Source organism: Limnobaculum zhutongyuii, from assembly GCF_004295645.1.
Lineage (GTDB): Bacteria > Pseudomonadota > Gammaproteobacteria > Enterobacterales > Enterobacteriaceae > Limnobaculum > Limnobaculum zhutongyuii.
Genome location: NZ_CP034752.1, coordinates 4248392 through 4270630 on the forward strand (window position 1 = coordinate 4248392; position 22239 = coordinate 4270630).

Consider the following 22239-nt stretch of genomic DNA (forward strand, 5'->3'; position numbering starts at 1 on the left):
CATTTGTTATCTCATTACTGATATTTGTTTATCCACGATCGTTTAACCGTCATGCACACTGGCATGGCATATTTCATCAGATAATTGCGGAAACCAGTATATGAAACATCAATATCTTGCATTAAGCCTCGCACTTGCCACGTTCTCATTTCCTGCTCTGGCAGCAACCAACCTTTGTGATTCCAGCTATCGTGATGCAATTCCTAAATATGAATATCAACTCAAAAAAACCTTTGAAGTGGATGGACGTCAGGGCATCACTACCGACGGTAAGTTTTACTATGTTTCTGGCAGTACTACCCTGTCGAAATACGATTTGCAGGGCAATCTGATCAGCACCAATAAAACACCATTTGAAGGCTATAAAATTCCAGCTAACCATATTGGTGATATTGATGTGTATAACAATGAAATCTATGTTTCTTCTGAATGGTTTATGGATGGCGTCGGTAAAGATATTCAAATCGCAGTGCATGATGCAGATACGCTAAAGCTAAAGCTAAAGAGAACCTTCCCATTTAATCCGGATTCGGGCCAGCAGGAAGTTTCTGCTATCACCGTTGATAAAGTGAATAACAGTATTTGGATGGCGTCCTGGGTTGGGGAAGAAAGCGGTCGTTATTTGTATGAATACGATCTTGCCAACGGTCAGTACAAACGAAAAGTACACTTACAGCCAGTACCTCAATGGATTCAGGGAATTGTTGCCTATCAGGGGGATATTTACCTGACTGCCGATGATGGTACCGCCGATGACAAAGAAGTGGATAACCTTTACCGGGTTAAAATTGATAACAATAAGAGTAATGCATCGGTAGTGTTGGAAAGAGCTTTCACCGATTTTAAAGACTACGGTGAAATTGAAGGTGTCGCCATTAATCCACAAACTCATGAACTGCTGGTGCACTCCAACCGGGGAAAACAAATTGTCCTGGGGATGCCAAAAGGCTTCTATCCGGGATATGACCGAGAGATCAGTGAAGTTTATGTCTACGGTATGGAGCCGGTTTGCAAAACAAAATAGGCTGACAAAAACAACCCGACCAGCAGTTACGCTGGTCGGAATTTAACAAATTACACGCCGAAGCAATTATAAATACAGTTTACGCAAATAGTGCATCACCGCATTACTACCAATCACTTCCAGTTGAGGCAGTGTCTGCTTTAAGCGCGGAGAAGCATTTTTCATAATGCAGCCTTTGCCTGCCATCGCCAGCATCTCTTTATCATTCATGCCATCACCGAAAGTAATACAGTCTTTTAGCTCATAACCGAGAATGCCGGAGACGTCTTGCAACGCATGGCCTTTCGACACCCCTGCGCCCATGATTTCCAGACAGTAATCCAGAGAGAAGCTGGCGTTAATCTGACCGTGCCAGCGGCTGTTAATCTTCTCTTCCAGACGCAGCAAGGTTTCATGATTAGTACAGGTATAAAATACTTTGCATATACCGTCAGTGGCCATCGAATTGGGTTCAAACAGTTGATAGCTAAAGTCTGACTCTTTATGAAAGTTTTTCAGATCTTCACTTTCACGATTAGTTAGCCAGTCATCATTGCGATAAACGTGAGTTTCAATCTCTGCGCTGTCATTCACAATACGGAAAAGTTCATAGGCTATCTCTTCATCCAGATTATGGCTGAAAAGCAGCTCGCCCTGGCCGTTATGCACCCGCGCACCGTTAGACGTGATCATGTAGGAGTCGATCCCCAACCCATCACGAATTTGTCCAACGTCTACGTGGTGGCGACCGGTAGCAAAAATAAAATTCACACCATGTTGAGAAATTAACTTCAGTGTCTCTTTAGCAAAAGGGGACAACGTGTGATCTGATTGCAGTAAAGTACCATCCAGATCCGATGCAACGATTTGATACATATAGAATGACTAGCCTCTGACTAAAAAATTATATTGACTGGTTTGAAGATCAATACCGATCGAAAAAACCTAATATTTCCATCAATGCCTCAGTGCGCAGTTCGTCATGTTCAAACAAAATTTCATGGCGAGCTCCTTCAATCACCCTGGGTGAACCACCTTCACAAGGATGACCTGCATCAGCCAAAGCCTGACAAAAGGCAACATGGGCATCATTATCCACTAAACGCTCCTGACTTGCCTGCAAAATAATCAGCGGCGTAGTAATTTCTGGTGCCAGTTCGATGGCGCGTTCACCCGCCATCATCGACTCCCGCACCCAGCGATAGGTTGGGCCTCCAATTCGCAGTTCCGGACGGTCTGCATAGTGGCGGGAAAACAGACGATAGCGATCTTTACTGTGGGTTAATAAATTCACCGCATAGGGCATAGGCAACCAGCGCCCGGTACCCATGGCATAATACTCTCTGGCCCCCTGCCAGCGCTCCGTCAGGTCTGTAATTTTTTTCGCCAACCAGGACGGCATTGGCAGAGCAATGCCTAACATTGGAGAACAGAGCGCCGCTGCCCTGACAGAGTTTGGATGTCGGGCTAAAAATAGCGCAGCAATCGCGCCTCCCATAGAGTGAGCCAACAGGAACGCCGGTTTATGATTCTCGGCTTCAAAAATAGTGCGCCAAAAGAATTCAAAATCATCGACATAGTCATCAAACTTTTCAACGTGCCCACGCTGCCCATCATCCAGCAAACGCCCGGAAAACCCCTGACCACGATGATCTAAAATCCAGACGTCATAACCGCAGCGAAACAGATCATAGGCCAATTCCTGATACTTGATATAGCCCTCGGTACGGCCAGTCGCCACCACAATAGCGCGCTGATTCTCTTCTGCGGTGAATTTCACGTATTTAATTGGCACGCCATCGGCACCGTTAAAGCTACACTCTTCCCTCTGCTGCCAGAAGCTCAATAACGGCCCGGCAACAAACGACGAAAAGCGGTTCTCACGGCTTAGCCACTCACTTTTGAACGATGAAAAATCGACTGTCATTGGTTTCACATATCCTGTGTTGATAGCTGTTTATCACCCATGCGGCAGAAATTATCAATAGAATAATATAAAATAGAGCACGATATGGAAAAGGTGTGTGAATCAAAGATAAATAGGCGATATCACTTTGATTAACAAGGAACATGTATGGGCTCCCGAACAACTGATGACATTTTAGCTGAGTTAGAAAAAGAGAAGCGGGAGAAACAGGCCCTTACTGAAGATCAAATGGTCACGCGCTACCGCGAGTTGCTGGCTGGGGACAGCACCAAAATAGATATGCTCAGCTATGCTACCGATCTTGGTAGAAGTAACCTGTTGGATTACCATTTCTCGCTTATCTGCCAACAGTGGGATAGCTCCCCCATAAAATACACAGAGTTATCCCATTCGTTTTATCGGCATGATATTGATGGAATTGACTTTCTATTTGACAAACTAACGGATACACAGGAAAAATATCACTGCCGAATAGCCCATCTGATTGCCTCTTGCCTGACTAAATATACCCACAGAGATTTCTATTGCGATCGCCGCAAAAAGCTCATCCCTTACTTAATACAATTTACTGATACCCAAGATAATGAGCAGAGGCGAAATATCATTATTGCGTTGGGATGGATTGGCTCCACTTCTGATATTCAGTTACTTTGCCAGCATATGAGAAACGATGAGGATAGCCTTTGTCGGGCATGGTCTGCATCATCGTTAATGCAAATGTCATTTCATGGCGTTACGGTAAAGAGTATTACCCGTCGGTCACGAGAGGATTTTATTGCCGCTATCGAAGCAGAAACAGCGCTGTTTACCCTCGGCTGTATGATTGAATCGGCCCAGATACTGTGGAATAAAAAGTGGGTAAGTGCTTCCAGCGTTGAGAAAGGCGATGAACAGAAAATACTTAAAGCAAAAGCTTCTGCCATTCGCTTTTTAAGCAAACAGTAACTGACCCGTAATTTTTATTTATCTGGCTCCTTCCAGACTGATTTTCGGCCCTCGCCTGATACTCATAAAAAATGACGGCCAGCCCTTCAGAGATAGCGATAAAATTCCACTCCCCTAGTGACTTATGGCAAAACATCAGATAAAACTATCTGATCCCTGTATTTTTCTTGTGCGACAGTGCACTGATGGTGATCTATTGTGACTTTCGAGTGGTGGCTAACTTATCTGATAACAACCATTATCCTCAGCCTTTCTCCGGGCCCCGGGGCGATTAATACCATGAGTACCGGAACCACCTATGGATTTCGCGGCACCATTCCCGCCATTGCCGGTTTACAGGTTGGGTTAGCGGTACATATCGTGCTGGTAGGTATCGGTCTGGGGACGCTGCTGTCTCAATCGGCAGTAGCCTTTGAGCTGTTGAAATGGTTGGGTGCCGGTTATCTTATCTGGCTGGGAATTCAACAATGGCGTACCGCCGGAGCCATCGATTTAAATGCGGTGTCTAAAGCACTACCGAGCAGTGGGCTTTTTAAACGTGCGGTATTGGTCAATTTGACCAACCCTAAGAGCATCGTATTTTTAGCGGCCCTGTTCCCACAATTTATTATTCCACACCAGCCACAGGGCATGCAGTACCTGATTCTGGGTGTGACCAGCATCGCTGTCGATGTGGTCGTCATGGCAGGTTACGCCACGCTGGCCACTCACGTAGCCAAATGGTTACGCCAGCCTCATCAGATGAAGTTGCTTAACCGCCTGTTTGGTACGCTGTTTATGATGGTTGGTGCCCTGTTACTATTCGCCCGCAGAAGTAATAGTTAAAGGGTTACAGGCACCATTATTATTGGATTATAAGTTTTACTGCTGAATAATTTTTCTATATCGAATTATTTTACTTGCGCGCTCCGATACATTTTGTAAGGTTGAAGGGGTCCGCTCACGATAATTCAGTAAAAAGTAACGCGGCAAAGACACACTCACATTGATTACTGCAAAGTTAGGATTGCTAATATGAAAAACGTCGGTTTTGTTGGCTGGCGCGGCATGGTCGGTTCCGTTCTGATGCAACGCATGATAGAAGAACGTGATTTTGATGCTATCCGCCCGGTATTTTTCTCTACGTCACAAACTGGTCAGGCAGCACCCACCTTCACCGGTCAAAGCGGTACGCTGCAGGATGCCAATGATATCGACGCGTTACGCGCACTGGATATTATTATCACCTGTCAGGGTGGTGACTATACCAGTGACATTTATCCTAAGCTGCGCGCTACCGGTTGGAACGGTTACTGGATTGACGCGGCTTCAACCCTGCGCATGAAAGATGATGCCATCATTATTCTCGATCCGGTGAACCATCAGGTGATCCATCAGGGCTTGAATCAAGGCATCAAAACCTTTGTTGGCGGTAACTGTACCGTTAGTCTGATGTTAATGGCGCTGGGTGGGCTGTTTGCTAACAATCTGGTGGAGTGGGCTTCGGTTGCCACCTATCAGGCAGCTTCCGGCGGCGGCGCCCGTCATATGCGTGAACTATTAACCCAAATGGGTATGCTGCACGCGACCGTTGCCAAAGAGCTACAGGATCCGGCGTCTGCCATTCTGGATATCGAACGTAAAGTGACGGCAGAAATGCGCAACGGCGTATTACCTGTCGATAACTTCGGTGTGCCATTGGCCGGTAGCTTAATCCCTTGGATTGACAAGCAATTAGAAAACGGCCAGAGCCGTGAAGAGTGGAAAGGTCAGGCTGAAACCAACAAGATTCTGAACACTGGCTCCGTCATTCCGGTAGATGGTCTGTGCGTTCGTATTGGCGCACTGCGTTGTCACAGCCAGGCATTTACCCTGAAGATGAAAAAAGATGTTCCTCTGGCGGATATTGAAAGCATGCTGGCAGAACATAACCAATGGGTGAAAGTGGTACCAAACGACCGGGAGCTTTCTATGCGTGAGCTGACTCCGGCTGCGGTTACCGGTACGCTTTCTACTCCGGTAGGTCGTCTGCGTAAGTTGAATATGGGGCCTGAGTATCTGTCAGCCTTCACCGTAGGTGATCAGCTGCTGTGGGGTGCGGCGGAACCGCTGCGCCGTATGCTGCGTATTTTACTGCAACAGGCTTAATCCTGCCGTCTTTCCCTTCCGGCTGTTGCCGGAAGGGAAAGACACATTCATTCCACCTGCAGTTATGCTTCTAAATACTTATCCTGAACTTTCGCCCGAACTTCTGGCGTTAAGCCAAATTCCTGCTCCAGCCAGTTATCGGTATTGCCATAACGTTGGTCAATGGCCTGCAGCGCGGTGCCAATAAAGCTCTCTTTGGCCGACATCACATAACTCAGGCTATCAATACCATGCTGTTCGTTCAGATGTTCGGTCATGTGGCTTAAAATCTCTCTGCGATAAGGCGCCAGCGTCGTTTCCGTCAGCATATAGTCTTCAATAACCGTATTGCGATCTGCGCCCAGCGTCAGCAACACAATAGCTGAACCAATACCGGTGCGATCTTTACCCACCGCACAATGCTGTACTAAAGCACCAGAACCTGGTTGCTGCATCACCTGAGTCAGATAACGGTAAGCCCGATTATTAAAAGGCAGTTGGTTATACAGTCGGGTCATAAAATCAACCGCATTAAACGATGCCAGTGATTCATCCGTCAGCTTGCCAAAGTTAGCATTGACATCATCGGATAAAGGATTAGCCGGAATATTTTCATAATCAACGCCCTGCCACAGCACATCGGGACGGGTTTGCACTTCATCAGCATCACGGTAGTCAATAATCTGGGTCAGTGGCATTTGGCTAAGATAGTGGCAGTCATCCACGGTTAGTCGGTCCAGAGAGCCCGCACGCAGCAACAAACCAGATTTCACTTTACGTCCGTCTTTGACCTGGTTTCCGCCCTGATCGCGAAAATTAATGCCGCCCTGTAGCGGTAGCAGTGATGAATGCAAAATATTGATAGTAGTCATGGATCCCTCTTCAATTCGGCTATCAGTAGTATTAATTATCGGTTTCGATGCTCAGATTAGCACCAAAAAAATGGCTGAGGAGTGAAGTTGGTGGCTATGGCGCGATCGCTTTTATCTATATCCGATACGTCATAGCCTGATAAGTAAACAGATTCTCAGATAAACGAGAAGGCATCACCAAACATACGGGTTTCATCCGCACCACGCTCATTACAGAACCTTTCCCTGGCAATCTTGACCATTTCAAAGCGCCCGGCGATATAAATATCATGCTCAGCCAATGAACCAAAATCGGCCAATACGGCGGTAAGTACGGTTCCGCTACGCCCACGCCATTCAGGTTCTGGTTGTTCTACCACAGAGATAACGCTCAGGTTAGGATACTGGACGGTCACCGCTTCAAGACGACCAAGGTCATATAAATGCGCCTCTTCACGCCCGCCCCAGTACAGCGATATCTGACGTTCCGGCTGTTGGGCCAGTACGGTCATTAAGATAGAGTTCACATAAGAGAATCCGGTACCACCGGCAATCAGCAGAATTGGACGCTGCGAGTCAGTACGTAGCCACGCCTCACCGTGAGGAATATCAACAGAAATTGTCTCTTCCTTCAACAAACGGTCCATCACTGCCATAGCATACAGATTGAGTTCGGAAGCGCCGATATGCAACTCAATAGATTCGCTCTCCATGGGGGTCGACGCCATTGAGAACGGGCGCTTATCGCGCTCATCCATCACCACCATCAAATACTGACCAGCCTGAAATGAAACCGGTAAATCGGGGACTAAACGCACGCGAAATACCGTATCAGTGATGGACTCCACTGAGGCAACCTTACAATTCAATATAGCCATGTACTCCCTCTACAGAGTCATTAAATTCCAGCTATCGCTAAGTTAATGCGATAGTTAACGAGGCGTTTTGCCATCTTCAAATATTGCCAGCTCATCCCAGATGGCATCAACACGAGAACGCACGGCAGGGTCCATTGTGATTGGTCTTCCCCATTCGCGCTGTGTCTCACCAGGCCACTTATTGGTGGCATCCATACCCATCTTGGAGCCTAATCCTGAAACCGGTGAGGCAAAATCCAGATAGTCGATTGGCGTGTTTTCCATTAATACGGTATCGCGCGCCGGGTCCATTCTGGTGGTAATTGCCCAGATCACATCATTCCAGTCTCTGGCATTAATATCATCGTCACAGACAATGACAAACTTGGTATACATAAATTGCCGCAGGAAGGACCAAACGCCCATCATCACGCGCTTAGCATGACCGGCGTACTGCTTCTTCATCGTAACCACGGCCATTCGATAGGAGCAACCTTCAGGAGGCAGGTAGAAATCAACAATTTCCGGGAACTGCTTTTGCAGAATCGGCACAAAAACTTCATTGAGTGCCAGCCCCATCACCGCCGGTTCATCCGGTGGACGACCGGTATAAGTTGAATGATAGATAGCATCCGCCCGACGAGTAATATGGGTTACGGTAAACACCGGGAAACTATCCACTTCGTTGTAATAACCGGTATGATCGCCATATGGTCCTTCTGGCGCCATTTCCCCTGGCTCGATATAACCTTCCAGCACGATTTCAGCACTGGCAGGTACTTCTAAGTCGTTGGATACACACTTCACCACATCGGTTTTATAACCGCGCAGTAACCCGGCGAAGGCATATTCAGAAAGCGTATCCGGCACCGGCGTTACCGCCGCCAGGATAGTGGCAGGATCGGCACCTAATGCCACTGCAACCGGAAAGCGCTCACCGGGATGCTGCTGGCACCATTCCTGATAATCTAAGGCACCGCCCCGATGAGAGAGCCAGCGCATAATCACTTTGTTTTTACCCAGCACCTGCTGGCGATAAATGCCCAGATTCTGTCGCTCTTTGTGAGGGCCACGGGTGACCGTTAGCCCCCAGGTAATGAGCGGAGCAGCATCTTCTGGCCAGCAATGCATAATGGGCAGCTTGCTCAGGTCAACATCATCACCCTGCCAGATTTGTTCCTGACAAGGTGCAGAGGCCAGCCGTTTGGTCGGCATATTCAAAACCTGTTTAAACTGCGGCAGTTTATCCATCAGGTCACGAAACCCTTTTGGTGGTTCCGGTTCCTTCAGGAAGGCCAACAGTTTACCAACCTCGCGCAGCGCACTCACATCCTCCTGTCCCATCCCCATCGCCACCCGCTTGGGTGTGCCAAACAGGTTGCACAACACAGGGGTCTGATATCCTTTCGGATTTTCAAACAGCAGTGCAGGACCACCGGCACGCAGGGTGCGATCGGCAATCTCTGTCATCTCAAGATAGGGGTCAATCGGTTGTGTAATACGTTTTAATTCCCCTTGCTTCTCCAGCAAATCTAGGAACTCGCGCAGATCTCGGTATTTCATAGTTTTATTTACAGGTCAGTTAAGATGTCATTATAGAAAGGTTTCCCTCACTTTGCTGCCATTATACTTACTTTTAGCTATTAACAGCAGGTAAACGGTACCAGCTCGCTAAGCGCAGCGGTATCAACATGTTCCGTGGTTTCCTGACCATGACGGAAAATTTTGAAGCCCTGATCTTTAGCGCTGTAATAGCGAAGTTTAGTACCAGAAATCTGCAGCAGGCTGCCTTCACGCAATGCCACTACGGATTCAGTTTGGTTTACCGCACAAAACTCAGCAATACGTTCATCGCGGGTTTCGCCCATATGTCCACTCAGATGAGCATCAATATAGTGCGGGTTAATTTGCACCGGGAACAGCCCTAATGATGGTAACACTACGCTGCTGCGTACTGGCATATCGTTCGTGGTTCTGATGGATGGGCAAGCCACGTTACAACCGGCGCTCCAGCCAATATAAGGAACTTCACGTTCACGAACTGCACGTTGAATTGGCACAATCAAATCTTTCTCATGCAACATCTGATTCAACATCCATGTGTTACCACCGCTAACGATAATGCATTCCGCCTGAGCGATAGCTTCAGCCGGCTTATCAAAGTGGTGAATGCTGGTGACGGAAATACCTAAGCTGCTTTCCAGATCACGAGCACGCGCATCATAATCACTACGAATCAGGGCATAAGGAATTAATATTGCTTTGGCGACTTTCCGACGTTCTAACACCGCTAAAATCTGCTTTTTAGCGTAACCCAGTAACTCTTGGTCGCCGGATGTCTTACCATTACTTAACAATATCAGTTCCATATAAAGCACCTCTGTTTAGTTATTAACTCTCTATTTATACAGGAAAACACACGCCTTTACTGTGATCGTTTTCCATTTAGCTCGAAACTGTCTCAATGTATTAGCCCAGCATAGTATTTATCGTTGGATTAATCGACCATCAGACTGAACCTGATGTCTATTATTCTACTATTTTGCTATGCTTAAACGGTGTTTTTCTTTGGTGAATTAGTTCATGGAATCATGGTATTTACTTTATTGTAAGCGTGGTCAACTAACACGCGCACAAGAGCATCTTGAAAGGCAACAGGTGCCCAGCTTTAGCCCTATGTATCAGATAGAAAAAATTGTTCGGGGTAAAAAAACATTAGTGGATGAACCGCTGTTCCCAAACTATCTGTTTATTGAGCTGGATCCGGAAAGAGTTCACACTACCACTATCAGCGCAACCCGGGGCGTTAGCCACTTTATTCGTTTCGGCAAGTTTCCGGTGACGGTACCTTTTAGCCTGATAAAAAACCTGATGATGCAGCCTAAGCCACAGCTAAGCGATCCAACACGGCCTAAAAGCGGTGATAAAGTCGTCATTACTGAAGGAATATTTGAAGGATTAGAAGCTATTTATGCTGAACCGGATGGTGAAGCCCGCTCGATACTTTTATTAAATCTGATTAACCAAAAGGTTGAACATAAGATTAGTAATTCGCAATTTGAGAAACGGGATTGATATTTAATTTTTTATCGCCATTTTAATCAGCGGCGGTGAACATTCCGGCCGTAAAAACCATTTGCTCATATTACCTTTGTACCCAGCCGGACAATGGCTTGTCTCTGATATCTGAGACCGTCGGGCCAATGGCCCGACGGTCTACCGATTGTTTCTAGCGTTGCATCGCGTCGTCATGTAACCATTGAGCGACACGTTTCGCGAAGTAGGTTAAAACACCATCCGCCCCCGCACGTTTAAAGCACAGTAATGATTCCATTACCGCCGGTTTTTCCTGTAACCAACCATTCTGGAATGCGGCCATATGCATGGCATATTCGCCAGACACCTGATAGGCAAACGTCGGTACACCAAAGGTGTCTTTAACCCGACGAACTACGTCCAGATATGGCATGCCTGGTTTTACCATTACCATATCCGCGCCTTCTTGCAGATCCTGAGCCACTTCCTGTAAAGCTTCATTGCTGTTAGCCGGATCCATCTGATAGGTTTTCTTATCGCCACCTTTCAGGTTGCCGCTGGAACCCACTGCATCACGGAATGGGCCGTAATAACATGAAGCATACTTGGCGGAATACGCCATGATCTGCGTATTAACAAAGCTCTGAACTTCCAACTGATGACGAATAGCGCCAATGCGGCCATCCATCATGTCACTTGGAGCAACGATATCAGCCCCGGCTTCGGCATGACACATTGCCTGACGGATCAGAATCTCTTTAGTAATGTCATTAATCACATAACCATTATCATCAATGATGCCATCCTGACCATGAACCGTATAAGGATCAAGGGCCACATCCGTCAGGATACCCAGTTCAGGTACCGCCTGCTTTAACGCACGTATCGCACGAGGAACCAGACCTTGTGAGTTGTAGGCTTCTTCTGCAAACAGGCTTTTCAGGTTTGGTTCAATCACCGGGAAAAGGGAAAGCACCGGAATACCCAATTTAGCCAGCTCTTCAGCTTCTTTCACCAGTAAATCAACCGTCATGCGGCTAACGCCCGGCATAGAAGGAACTTCCTGACGCTGGTTCTCCCCTTCCATAATAAATACCGGATAGATCAAATCGTTAACCGTTAACTGATTTTCAGACACCAGACGGCGGCTAAAGTCATGGCTACGCACGCGACGCAGTCGACGCTCAGGGAAAGCACTCGGAATAATATAGCTCACAAAAGTTCTCCTCAATTCTTAACTCTGCGGGGAATCAACACCCACCAGTTTTTCATTATTTATCATACGCTGCTCTCGCAGTGACTCAACCTAATCTCAATAAACGGTTAGCATTTTGCTGGGTTATTTCCCCTAACCAAACGGCGTCTTCGCCACGCAGTAGGGCAACTTGCTGCAATATATGGGCTAAAAGTGCGGGTTCATTGCGCCGTGAGGCTGGCTTGGGGGTAAGATCTCGCGGCAGCAAATAAGGGGCATCGGTCTCCAGCAATAGCTTATCCGCAGGTATTAACGGCACCAGTTCGCGTAGCTCTTGCCCCCGACGCTCATCACATATCCAACCGGTAATGCCAACATAGAGCCCCAGTGACAGATATTCTTCCAATTCCTGACGGTTGCCGGTAAAGCAGTGCACTACCGCCGCAGGTACTTTGCTCAGCCAGGGTTTCAGTAACTCAATAAAGCGATGATGGGCATCACGGCAGTGCAAAAACAGCGGCATTTCAAGCTCTGCCGCTATCGCCAGCTGTGCACTAAAGGCATGTTCCTGTTCCTGTGGCGTTGAGAAGTTACGGTTAAAATCCAGTCCGCATTCACCTATAGCCACTACGTTTGACTCTGCTGCCAATTGATATATTTGCTGCTCACAGGAGGCTGACCAGCCAGAAGCGTCATGAGGGTGAACTCCGGCGGTACTCCAGCAATAATCAGGATAGTGGTTGGATAGCTGATGGGCAGCAATGCTCTCTTTCAACGAAGTACCGGTAACCAGCATGCCGTTAACACCGGCCTGCTTAGCTCTCTCCACTACTTCATGCCGATCCTGAGCAAACTGGCGATTGGTCAGGTTGACGCCGATATCGAACATTGATTTTTCTCCTGATAACGGTTACCACGGCTTTAAATAAAAACCATCCACATGTTGATAAGCCATTTATATTAACTTCCGTGAATATTCCGGCCGTAAAAGCAACATGCCAATATTATTTTCGTGCTCGGCCGGAAGACCATCTGAGCTTAGCGCTTGCGCCAAGTCGACCCCAACGGGAATCTCTTCCTCCGATTGCTCTCGCTAATAGTTTAAAGCCGCCCATAAGGCGGCTTTAAACTATTGACAAACTTAATAAATCATCACCTACGGATATTCCGACCGCAAAAACACTGTGCTTATATCGGCACCGATAATGGTCGGTAAACAATCTGTACTCAGCTACAGAGCGCGTCGGGCCTAGGCTGCCTACGGGCACTTCGTTGGCTTGCGCCAAGTCGACCCCCACGGCACCCTCTCCCTCCGATTAACTATGCTAAAACATAAAACTGAATCATCTGACTTTGTCAGCAGTCTGAAGCCGCCTATAAGGCGGCTTCAAATGCAATAATATTAATCTTACGCCGATGGTTTTTCGCTGTCGTCGGACTGCTCGTCTGCGCAATCCTCTTCGTCTTGTTCATCTGCTTTTTTACGGCCTTTTCCTACATAGAAACGGGCGAAGAAAACGCCGATTTCAAACAGGATACACATGGGGATGGCCAACAGCGTTTGCGAGAACACATCGGGGGGTGTCATTAACATACCCACCACGAATGCACCCACAATGATGTAAGGGCGTTTCTTTTTCAGATCGTCTGGCGTGGTGACACCACTCCAGCACAGCAGGATGATGGCAACCGGTACTTCAAACGATACGCCAAAAGCAAAAAACAGCGCCATAACGAAGTTCAGGTAGTTATTGATATCGGTAGATATCAATATGCCTTCAGGTGCGGTTTTAACAAAGAAGCCAAACGCCAGCGGGAATACCACGAAGTAAGCAAACGCCATACCCAGATAAAATAGCGCGGTACTGGAGAACAGCAACGGCATCATTAAACGACGTTCATGCTTATACAGTGCAGGGGCAATAAATGACCACACCTGATAAAGAATATAAGGCGCTGAAATAAACACCGAAACGATCAGGGTCAACTTGATTGGCGTCAGGAATGGCGAAGCCACGTCCGTTGCAATCATGCTGGCACCATGAGGCAGTTGAGTCATCAATGGTGCGGACACCATATGATAGATGTCGTTTGAAAAATAGACTAACGCCAGAAATATCAACAGAATACAAACCATCGACCGTAACAGACGAGAGCGTAATTCAATCAAATGGCTGATAAGCGGCTGGGTATCTTCTACGGACATGGATTATTTTTCGCTATCAGGTTTATTGATGGATACCGGCTCTGGCTGAACAGTTTCTGTTGCCGTTTCAGCAACAACCGGCTCTGCAACAGACTCGACGGGAGGTACTTTACTCTTGTTCGCTGCTGCTTCCTCTGCTGCTTTTGCGGCAGATTCAGTGGCTGATACCGAAGGTTTATCGGCATCAGCAGCAGAAGTTGGTGAAGTATTAAAAGACTCAGCCGCATTATTGAGATCGCTCTGGATGGTACGCTTCATCCCGGTCGCCATCTCTTTTAATTCATCCATAGAAGCTTTCAGCTCCGGAGATAAATTCTGCAGACCCGCCTGTTCCGCTTTCTTCAGGCTCTCTTTCAGCTCTTGCAGCTTCAGTTCCTGAGTCAGCTCATTTTGCACGGATGAAGCCAGAGAACGCATCGCTCTAATCCAGCCCGTGACTGTTTTAACTGCAACCGGTAACCGCTCAGGGCCAAGCACAATCAGACCAATGATCAGTACCAGTACAATTTCACCAAATCCTATATCGAACACGGATTATACCTGCTCTTTATTCTGGCTCTTTTGCTCTTCGGTTTTAACCGAAGGTTGTTGCTGTTCTTGAATAGACTTTACATCAAAATCAGCGTCGTTCTGGGCTTCTTCTTTGTTGGCAGTGGTTGCCTGGTTAGAAGTCGTCTCTTCATCGCTCATGGCTTTTTTAAAGCCTTTTACTGATGCGCCAAGGTCAGAACCTAAAGTACGCAGTTTCTTTGTTCCGAACAACAATACGACAATCGCAACGATTATCAGTAGTTGCCAAATGCTAATTCCACCCATGTTATATGCCTCTATTAATCGCGGGTTGATTTTGAGATTGCTGACCAGTATACGGTAGTTTCAGCAAGCTGTAGTAATAAAATCTGGTAATAAATAGTTAAGCTGCCTTTCGCCATCCAATCAGCCAGACAACCGCTCCGGCACCCGCCAGACAAACTGGCCAGACGGGAATATGATTTGCGAACAGGATTGTAGCACCAATCAGTAAAGTAGCACCTACCCCAAAGAGGTAGCGTGACTGGTTCTGTTTCTCCTGACGATGACCAATTTGAGCGTTGAGTTTATCAATACTATTTTGCAATTCTTTGTGCTGCCGCAAACTGTCGTAAAACAATTCCGGTAATTCAGGTAATTTCTCTATCCAGTATGGCGCTTTTTCCTTCAGGGTGCGAACCAGTGCTGGGATCCCTACCTGATCGCGCATCCAGGTTTCCAGGAAGGGCTTGGCGGTAGTCCATAGATCCAGCTGTGGATAGAGTTGTCGGCCTAATCCTTCGATATACAGCAAGGTTTTTTGTAATAATACCAGTTGTGGCTGCACTTCCATATTGAAGCGACGAGCAGTATTAAACAGATTCATCAACACATGACCGAATGAGATTTCGGACAGCGGCTTTTCAAAAATCGGTTCACAAACGGTACGAATGGCAAACTCGAACTCTTCTACATTGGTATCTGGCGGCACCCAGCCAGAGTCCACGTGCAACTCAGCCACTTTCCGGTAATCCCGGTTAAAAAAGGCGATAAAGTTTTCCGCCAGATAGCGTTTATCCCCTTTGCTCAGTGAACCTACAATACCGCAGTCAATGCCGATATATTGTGGATTTTCTGGCGTAGCATAGCTGACAAAGATATTCCCCGGATGCATATCCGCGTGGAAAAAACTGTCGCGAAACACCTGAGTAAAGAAGATCTGAACCCCGCGCTCCGCCAGCACTTTCATGTTGGTACCATTAGCTTCCAGTGCATCAATATCAGCAATGGAAATACCGTAGATACGTTCCATTACCAGCACATTTTCATGACAATAATCGCTGAAAACTTCAGGCACATACATCATCGGGCTGTTATCAAAGTTACGGCGCAGTTGAATAGTATTCGCCGCTTCGCGCAACAGGTTTAACTCATCCAACAAGGTTTTTTCATATTCACGAACCACCTCGCGCGGCCGCAGACGGCGACCATCCGGCAGTAGTTTTGGCACCCAACCGGCAATGCGATACATCAGGCGGATATCCGCTTCAATAATCGGTTTAATATCCGGTCGAATAACTTTCAGTACCACTTCCTGACCGTTGCTTTTCAGCACCGCAGTATGAACCTGAGCAATAGAAGCCGATGCCAGTGCCTGAGGGTCGAAATCATCAAACCACTGTTCCAGCTTGCCGCCCATAGAAGCTTCAATGTACCGACGGGCCAATTCACCGTCAAAAGATTCAACCTGATCCTGCAACAGCGCCAGCTGGTCAGCGATAACCGGTGGGAATAAATCCCGACGGGTTGACATCATCTGACCGAATTTAATCCACACCGGCCCTAAGGTTTGCAATGCTAAACGTAATCGCTCTCCCAGTGCTTTATCCGGATATTTATTTCTCATCCAGAACAGCGAACGACACCACATTCTCAGCGGCCAGGTAAGACGCATTTTCGGGATCAACTCATCCAACCCATGAGTCAGAAAAACGCGGACGATTACATATAAACGCAAAAACTCAGATGGGGTCATCGGGTGCTCTCCAGCTTCTCTATTCTTTTCGCCAGAGCATCAACCTGCTGACTCAAAATTTCAGTTTCATCGCTAAAATGCAGCACTTCCAGGCGTCCGGGGGCCAAACGCCACTCCTCCGTCACCGCCTGTGCCAGATAATTTTGTTGATGTTCGACCCATTGCTTCATCTTTTTAGCGCCATTCTGTGCGCCCTGACTCAGGGTTTCTGCCGCTACATCGCCGATATAAGGAGAGAGCCATTCAGCAGGATCCCACTCAGCCAGATCGATTAAGGTGACAAATTGCTGTATTACCTGCATATCCCCTTCAACAACAACATCACCATCACGCATCAACGTAGACAGGCGTTGGCGATCGCGCAAAGAAAACAGGGTTGGCAGTTTGGTTATCAGAGTGCAGTTTGCTGGCTGCTCCCACTGGCTCACCACATCAATATGATTAACACTGAAGACTAACGTCAGAGAAGTGGACAGCTCTTGCAGGCTCAGCTTTAGCGTCTTACCCGCCAGTCGATGGCTCATCGACTGCATACTGCGATCGCGAAAAAGCAAACTGTTCAGAGAGGTTTCAATAATGCCGGCAATCAAGGGAACAAACAACATAGCGATCCTTTGTAAGAACTGAAATACAACACGGGTATATTGATGATATTCAACCATGAAGGCAATGACTGAATGAGGAGATAAGCCAAAATGGCGGAATAAAATATCTGTTTTGAGACGATAACATTATTGTTAGCAAACGCTAATTGAAATCATCGGCGGTTAAAAATCTGGTTGCTCATCTATTGGCGATTTTTCGTGCCACTACAGTTCTAACGCATTGTAACAATGAAAAAAACTGATTATCACTTAAAACTTAACAGAAAGTATTCATTCATACTTCGGCTATATTAGCTGATTGTCATAACAATATCCCCGGCGCATCAAACCATAAAATAATTTGAGCCCGTAACTTAAATTAAATCTTTTAATGGTGGAGGACCATATAATTCCACTTCCCAATCTTCATAAGCAGGTTGAACCTTAAAATTGGGGTCACAATAGGCTTTTAAGTAATCTGTCGCTCTTCTCTGTGCATAATGAGCATTCAGTACCGTACCTTCGTTATCCACTTCCAGAACATTAATAAAGATGGCATAAACCTGTTCAATAGCACTGGGGTCTGTTCCATACAACTCAAGGTAATTGATACCCTTCAGCATATAATGACTTCCGCTCGACATAAAATATGCGAATGTTCTTATTGTTCCACTAAGGCTGTTACTCAGTTTCAAGTGATTTCATCCCATCAGATAAAATGAATTTTCTATTTTATAGTGTTTAATTCAATACAATCCACTGCGCCTAACACCTGCCCACCCAATAAAACCGCTTTTTGCGATACATCCCCAAAATCCCAAATTCCCCAATGAAAACAGCGCCTCACCAATTGACCCATTTGCTGGATAAATATACCGTAATCATGCCGGTGAATATTTCGCCGCCAAAAAGCAAAACCCCGCAGTGCTCGACACACTAACGGGGTTTCTGACCACAACGTTATACGAGGTAACATCATGGCTGTTAAAGAGCATACCCAAACTCACTCTAAATTTATACTCGTCAGATCTTATTTCCGATCCGGATCCAATAAACGATCTTCTGCTATAGCCAGCTGTAAATTAAGCGGGGTAAATTCCCATGCTTAATTCAACGGATATTGCGCCAAACAAACTGGCTCCAAGCGATCCACTGGAACTGGCGGAACAGTGTCTGGCCCTGATTAGCGTGGTGGTTAAGCTGGAAGACGCCCCGGTAAAAGAGTCGCTACAGTTTATCTTGTACGAGAAAATGGCAGCGTTATTTTCGGTGCTTTATGCCAGTAACGGGTAATCCAAAGCCTGCTACTGTTATTGAAATTTATAGACGTCGGTATGGCGTCTATATTTGTTAGCCAAGGAAATAATAATGAAACACATCTCCGTCCCCATCAGCAAAGCAGCTATGGCTCGTTTGGATCTCGACGCTTGCATTGCTGGAGACTTAATTGAGTTTTATCTCAGTGAAGAAGCATACAAGGTGCTCTGGAAGACTGGTGTTATCGAACAGATAAACAAAGCCCTGAACATCATGATTGATGATTTTGAAGATGAGAAACTCTTGAGCAACGAGCGCCTTCTTCATGCGCAACAGATTATTGAATCTAAACTGGTCTCAACCAATTGTGAAATCCTGCAAAAACTACTCACTCTGGTCAATAGCGCGCTAAAACACAACACCGGAATCTTCTTCTATTTCTAAAGCACTGGGCCGTAAACTACCGGTAAACCCTCTCCAGCGGCAACAACGCCTCAGCCTTCTCCATCTCGCCTTTCACCACCAATGCCCGAATTTCATGGGCCAATGGCGTCACGTCAGTGATCCGACATATCCACTGGTTTACATAACGATCTACCGCCTCTTCCCCTAAACCAATCTGGATAGAACGATATTCAAGGGGATGAAGCAACAGGTTACGTTCAGGGTCCCACTGAATACGAACCGGAGAATCGCGTTTAACCTGCTCCCATTGTTCCTTGCTCATTGATGGTTCCGCATGGCTGCCACAGCTATGTTCCAGAGCCCATTCAAAGCCTTCGCGGGTGATATCCATAGCCAGAATGCGCGCCTGACCGGCATCTTTATAGCCCCATCCAGCACGATACATCATCCAGAGAAATGACGGCTTTATCCAGGTCATACGTACCATCTTAAACGGAGGGGAAACAAACGTACCCTGAGCCAGTGCCGAATCGGCAATTTGGTTGGAATAGGCCTGATAAACTCGAATGGTATTATCGTCAAACAGCGCCCGAATTTGACGGTGAGGGGGTGATGGCATCATATCGGAAATCCTTTTATTACCTGATGATGAAGAACTATGTCAGTAGGAGAAAATCATAATACGGGAAGAGGTTTGGTGAAATATCAATTAGAATTCCGATAATTGTAAGGTAAATATGGCGGTATACACGCACGTTACCACTGGCAACGCGCCTCCCTTTATCTCTGCTAACTCCCTTAGCAGAAAACCATATCTACCAAACCGTCAGTATATGCAGACGCAATACGCCTGCTTTTCTGATTAGTACTTAAAGCCCCGATGCAGCGCAACAATCCCGCCCGTCAGGTTAAAGTAGCCAACGCCGTCAAACCCGGCTTCTTCCATCATGCCTTTCAGGGTTTCCTGATCGGGATGCATACGGATGGATTCCGCTAAATAGCGATAGCTGTCGGCGTCGCTTGTAACCATCTCACCGATCTTTGGTAAAACATGGAATGAATAAGCGTCATAAGCCGTATTGAGTAATTTCACTACCGGCTTGGAGAACTCCAACACCAGTAAACGACCACCCGGCTTCAGCACGCGGAACATTGAGCGCAGCGCCTTATCTTTATCGGTGACGTTACGCAACCCGAAAGAAATAGTAATACAGTCGAAGTAATCGTCCGGAAAGGGCAACGCTTCTGCATTAGCTTGTACATAGTTGACGTTACCGATGATGCCCATGTCACGCAGCTTAGAGCGGCCCATTTTCAGCATGGAGTCATTAATATCGGCTAAAACGACTTCTCCCTTTTCGCCAACCAGACGAGAAAACTTTGCCGTTAAATCACCGGTTCCACCTGCCAGGTCGAGCACTTTCTGCCCTTCACGAACCGCACTACAATCAATAGTGAATCGTTTCCAAACCCGGTGAATCCCGAATGACATTAAGTCGTTCATCAAGTCATATTTTGAAGCTACAGAATGGAAAACCTCAGCAACCATTGCGACTTTTTGATCTTTTTCTATCGTGCGGAAACCAAAGTGCGTCGTAGTTTCCTGCGTTTCGTTCATCATGATTCAACCTGATTTAATAAGTCATATGAATAAATTTAGTCTACCAGAAACAATCTGAAACATACTCACCAATAACTCTTTTTTACTATCATTCGGTGATATCAGAAGAATTCGCTGATTCAGTGGTGTTATCCGGTATTTTTGATATCGATTCAGCTAAAGCCTGTTCCGATACCGCAGTATTCATCGGGCGTTTGACTTCAACCCCCAACGATCGAAAACTTTCTACCTGCCCAATGACATTACCTCGCCCCTGAGACAGCTTATTCATCGCCTGTCGGTAGTTATCCTGCGCTTTATCAAGGCTCATGCCCAGCGATGTCATATCGTCAACAAACAGCCGAAGTTTATCATACAGGCGCGCGGCCCGATCGGCGATCTGTTGGGCATTCTGGCTTTGATGCTCATAGCGCCATAAATTACCGATGGTTCTTAATGCCACCAGCAATGTCGTTGGACTAACCAGCATAATATTGTTCTGCAATGCTTCACTGATTAACTCTGGTTGCCTGTCGATGGCTAATAAGAAAGCAGGCTCTACCGGAATAAACATCAGCACATAATCTAAAGAGCGTAATCCCGGAAGCTGGTGGTAATCTTTACGGCTAAGCAAGCGGATATGCGACTTGATGGAAGCAATATGTTCATGCAGCGCCTGACTGCGTTCTTGCTCATCATCACTGTTAAAATAGCGCTCATAGCTTACCAGCGACATCTTAGCATCAATAACAACATCTTTCCCCTGCGGAAGATGAACGATTACGTCCGGCTGCTGACGATTACCCTCTTCACCCTTCATATTAACCTGAGTTTGATACTCATGGCCTTCACGTAAACCCGAGGCTTCCAGCACCCGACTTAGCACCACTTCACCCCAGTTCCCCTGAGTTTTATTATCCCCTTTCAGGGCTTTGGTCAGGTTAAGCGCTTCACGGGCCATCTGGGCGTTTAATTGCTGTAAATTGCGGATCTCATGGGTCAGTGTGTGGCGTTCCCGAGCTTCCTGCCCATAACTGTCCTGAACCTGACGGCGAAATCCGTCTAACTGTTCATACAGCGGAAGTAATAGCCGATCCAGGCTCTGGCGATTTTGTTCATCCACCTTACGCCCGCTCTGCTCAAAAATACGATTGGCTAAGTTCTCAAACTGCACCGTTAATCGCTGTTCGCTGCTGATTAACAGACGCTGCTTCTCTTCGGAAGCAAAGCGCGTCTCCTCCAGACGAGTGGACATCTCCCGCAGCTCTACCTCCAGCGAATTATTAATGCCCTGAAGACTACGCAATTCCTGATTCAGCCGTTCGCACTCCTCATGCCAGAGCGCCTGCTGTTGGGCTTTCTCCTGTAGCGCTGCCAGACGCGCATACAGATCGCGCAGATCCAACTGACCTTTTTGCAATTCCTGCTGCTGAATTTTACGTTCTGATTGTAACTGTTGATTGTCTGAATCCGCCTGATCCAACTGTGCAGTCAGCAATGCGATTTGGTTTTCCTGCTGCAGATGATGGCGCTGGTTATAAATTGCCATTACCAGTCCACCCAGTAATAACCCTGCCAGCGCAGCAGCAAAAATCATCATCAAGCTGTTATCCACCGCGCCTCCGGCTTTTGATATGCAAGCATCACAAATTAATAAGCGTTAAAAGTAAGAGAATACTGTATAAATGTCCAGATTGTTTTGGCTGATTATGCGTAATTGTT

The 22239-nt window shown here is 46.7% G+C and carries 24 protein-coding genes; 7 read left to right on the forward strand and 17 right to left on the reverse strand.

Going from position 1 to position 22239, the window contains the following annotated elements; all coding sequences use genetic code 11:
• Positions 1-100 precede the first annotated feature (100 nt).
• The gene (locus EKN56_RS19030) at positions 101-1024 is read left to right on the forward strand and encodes a hypothetical protein (RefSeq protein ID WP_130593225.1); all 924 of its coding nucleotides are present in this window, start codon (positions 101-103) and stop codon (positions 1022-1024) included.
• A gap of 66 nt (positions 1025-1090) precedes the next feature.
• Here EKN56_RS19030 and yigL read toward each other — a convergent pair whose 3' ends face one another.
• Both yigL and pldB read right to left on the reverse strand, forming a co-directional pair.
• Positions 1091-1879 (reverse strand): sugar/pyridoxal phosphate phosphatase YigL, encoded by a 789-nt coding sequence (gene yigL / locus EKN56_RS19035; protein ID WP_130593226.1) that lies wholly within the window; start codon positions 1877-1879, stop codon positions 1091-1093.
• Between the two features lie 49 nt (positions 1880-1928).
• On the reverse strand, positions 1929-2930 hold the full coding sequence (pldB, locus tag EKN56_RS19040; protein ID WP_130593227.1) for a lysophospholipase L2: 1002 nt from the start codon (positions 2928-2930) through the stop codon (positions 1929-1931).
• A gap of 147 nt (positions 2931-3077) precedes the next feature.
• Between pldB and EKN56_RS19045 the strand changes: the two genes are divergently transcribed.
• The 3 genes from EKN56_RS19045 (at position 3078) to asd (ending at position 6002) form a co-directional block, all read left to right on the forward strand.
• Positions 3078-3875 carry a HEAT repeat domain-containing protein gene (locus EKN56_RS19045; protein WP_130593228.1) on the forward strand — a complete coding sequence of 266 codons (798 nt, stop codon included), beginning with the start codon at positions 3078-3080 and terminating at the stop codon, positions 3873-3875.
• A gap of 198 nt (positions 3876-4073) precedes the next feature.
• Positions 4074-4700, forward strand: coding sequence for a homoserine/homoserine lactone efflux protein (rhtB, locus tag EKN56_RS19050; RefSeq protein WP_130593229.1), 627 nt, complete (start codon positions 4074-4076; stop codon positions 4698-4700).
• Between the two features lie 189 nt (positions 4701-4889).
• The gene (gene asd / locus EKN56_RS19055) at positions 4890-6002 is read left to right on the forward strand and encodes an aspartate-semialdehyde dehydrogenase (RefSeq protein ID WP_130593230.1); all 1113 of its coding nucleotides are present in this window, start codon (positions 4890-4892) and stop codon (positions 6000-6002) included.
• A gap of 62 nt (positions 6003-6064) precedes the next feature.
• Here the strand turns inward: asd and EKN56_RS19060 are convergent, their stop codons facing one another.
• From EKN56_RS19060 to pepE, 4 genes are all read right to left on the reverse strand, one after another.
• The gene (locus EKN56_RS19060) at positions 6065-6853 is read right to left on the reverse strand and encodes a tyrosine-protein phosphatase (protein WP_130593231.1); all 789 of its coding nucleotides are present in this window, start codon (positions 6851-6853) and stop codon (positions 6065-6067) included.
• Between the two features lie 155 nt (positions 6854-7008).
• A complete protein-coding gene (gene fre, locus EKN56_RS19065) occupies positions 7009-7710 on the reverse strand; it encodes an NAD(P)H-flavin reductase (protein ID WP_130593232.1) in 702 nt (233 codons plus the stop codon).
• A 54-nt stretch (positions 7711-7764) separates the two neighbouring features.
• Positions 7765-9252, reverse strand: coding sequence for a 4-hydroxy-3-polyprenylbenzoate decarboxylase (ubiD, locus tag EKN56_RS19070; RefSeq protein WP_130593233.1), 1488 nt, complete (start codon positions 9250-9252; stop codon positions 7765-7767).
• A gap of 80 nt (positions 9253-9332) precedes the next feature.
• Positions 9333-10058 (reverse strand): dipeptidase PepE, encoded by a 726-nt coding sequence (gene pepE, locus EKN56_RS19075; RefSeq protein ID WP_130593234.1) that lies wholly within the window; start codon positions 10056-10058, stop codon positions 9333-9335.
• A gap of 214 nt (positions 10059-10272) precedes the next feature.
• Between pepE and rfaH the strand changes: the two genes are divergently transcribed.
• Positions 10273-10764, forward strand: coding sequence for a transcription/translation regulatory transformer protein RfaH (gene rfaH / locus EKN56_RS19080; protein ID WP_130593235.1), 492 nt, complete (start codon positions 10273-10275; stop codon positions 10762-10764).
• 154 nt (positions 10765-10918) lie between these two features.
• Here the strand turns inward: rfaH and hemB are convergent, their stop codons facing one another.
• From hemB to EKN56_RS19120, 8 genes are all read right to left on the reverse strand, one after another.
• Positions 10919-11941: a porphobilinogen synthase gene (hemB, locus tag EKN56_RS19085; protein ID WP_130593236.1), complete on the reverse strand. Its 1023-nt coding sequence runs from the start codon at positions 11939-11941 to the stop codon at positions 10919-10921.
• 85 nt (positions 11942-12026) lie between these two features.
• Positions 12027-12809 carry a 3'-5' ssDNA/RNA exonuclease TatD gene (tatD, locus tag EKN56_RS19090; RefSeq protein WP_130593237.1) on the reverse strand — a complete coding sequence of 261 codons (783 nt, stop codon included), beginning with the start codon at positions 12807-12809 and terminating at the stop codon, positions 12027-12029.
• A 519-nt stretch (positions 12810-13328) separates the two neighbouring features.
• Positions 13329-14126 (reverse strand): Sec-independent protein translocase subunit TatC, encoded by a 798-nt coding sequence (tatC, locus tag EKN56_RS19095; RefSeq protein WP_130593238.1) that lies wholly within the window; start codon positions 14124-14126, stop codon positions 13329-13331.
• Positions 14127-14129: 3 nt separating this feature from the next.
• Entirely contained in the window at positions 14130-14657 is a 528-nt protein-coding gene (tatB, locus tag EKN56_RS19100) for a Sec-independent protein translocase protein TatB (RefSeq protein ID WP_130593239.1), read from the reverse strand.
• A gap of 3 nt (positions 14658-14660) precedes the next feature.
• Positions 14661-14942 (reverse strand): Sec-independent protein translocase subunit TatA, encoded by a 282-nt coding sequence (tatA, locus tag EKN56_RS19105; RefSeq protein WP_130593240.1) that lies wholly within the window; start codon positions 14940-14942, stop codon positions 14661-14663.
• A 97-nt stretch (positions 14943-15039) separates the two neighbouring features.
• Positions 15040-16671, reverse strand: a complete 1632-nt coding sequence (gene ubiB / locus EKN56_RS19110; RefSeq protein ID WP_130593241.1) for a ubiquinone biosynthesis regulatory protein kinase UbiB — start codon at positions 16669-16671, stop codon at positions 15040-15042.
• Positions 16668-17276: a ubiquinone biosynthesis protein UbiJ gene (gene ubiJ / locus EKN56_RS19115; RefSeq protein ID WP_130593242.1), complete on the reverse strand. Its 609-nt coding sequence runs from the start codon at positions 17274-17276 to the stop codon at positions 16668-16670. The genes ubiB and ubiJ overlap by 4 nt, the downstream gene beginning before the upstream one ends.
• A 353-nt stretch (positions 17277-17629) precedes the next feature.
• Complete coding sequence (locus tag EKN56_RS19120) at positions 17630-17950, reverse strand: DUF7677 family protein (RefSeq protein ID WP_130593243.1); 321 nt, start codon at positions 17948-17950, stop codon at positions 17630-17632.
• Positions 17951-18356: 406 nt separating this feature from the next.
• Between EKN56_RS19120 and EKN56_RS19125 the strand changes: the two genes are divergently transcribed.
• Positions 18357-18548, forward strand: a complete 192-nt coding sequence (locus EKN56_RS19125) for a hypothetical protein (RefSeq protein ID WP_130593244.1) — start codon at positions 18357-18359, stop codon at positions 18546-18548.
• 75 nt (positions 18549-18623) lie between these two features.
• Complete coding sequence (locus tag EKN56_RS19130) at positions 18624-18956, forward strand: hypothetical protein (RefSeq protein WP_130593245.1); 333 nt, start codon at positions 18624-18626, stop codon at positions 18954-18956.
• Between the two features lie 16 nt (positions 18957-18972).
• Here EKN56_RS19130 and EKN56_RS19135 read toward each other — a convergent pair whose 3' ends face one another.
• The 3 genes from EKN56_RS19135 to rmuC all read right to left on the reverse strand — a co-directional run bounded on the left by EKN56_RS19135 (position 18973) and on the right by rmuC (position 22132).
• Positions 18973-19539, reverse strand: a complete 567-nt coding sequence (locus EKN56_RS19135; RefSeq protein WP_130593246.1) for a DUF4291 domain-containing protein — start codon at positions 19537-19539, stop codon at positions 18973-18975.
• Positions 19540-19779: 240 nt separating this feature from the next.
• The gene (ubiE, locus tag EKN56_RS19140) at positions 19780-20535 is read right to left on the reverse strand and encodes a bifunctional demethylmenaquinone methyltransferase/2-methoxy-6-polyprenyl-1,4-benzoquinol methylase UbiE (RefSeq protein WP_130593784.1); all 756 of its coding nucleotides are present in this window, start codon (positions 20533-20535) and stop codon (positions 19780-19782) included.
• A gap of 91 nt (positions 20536-20626) precedes the next feature.
• Positions 20627-22132 carry a DNA recombination protein RmuC gene (rmuC, locus tag EKN56_RS19145; RefSeq protein ID WP_130593247.1) on the reverse strand — a complete coding sequence of 502 codons (1506 nt, stop codon included), beginning with the start codon at positions 22130-22132 and terminating at the stop codon, positions 20627-20629.
• Positions 22133-22239 lie beyond the last annotated feature (107 nt).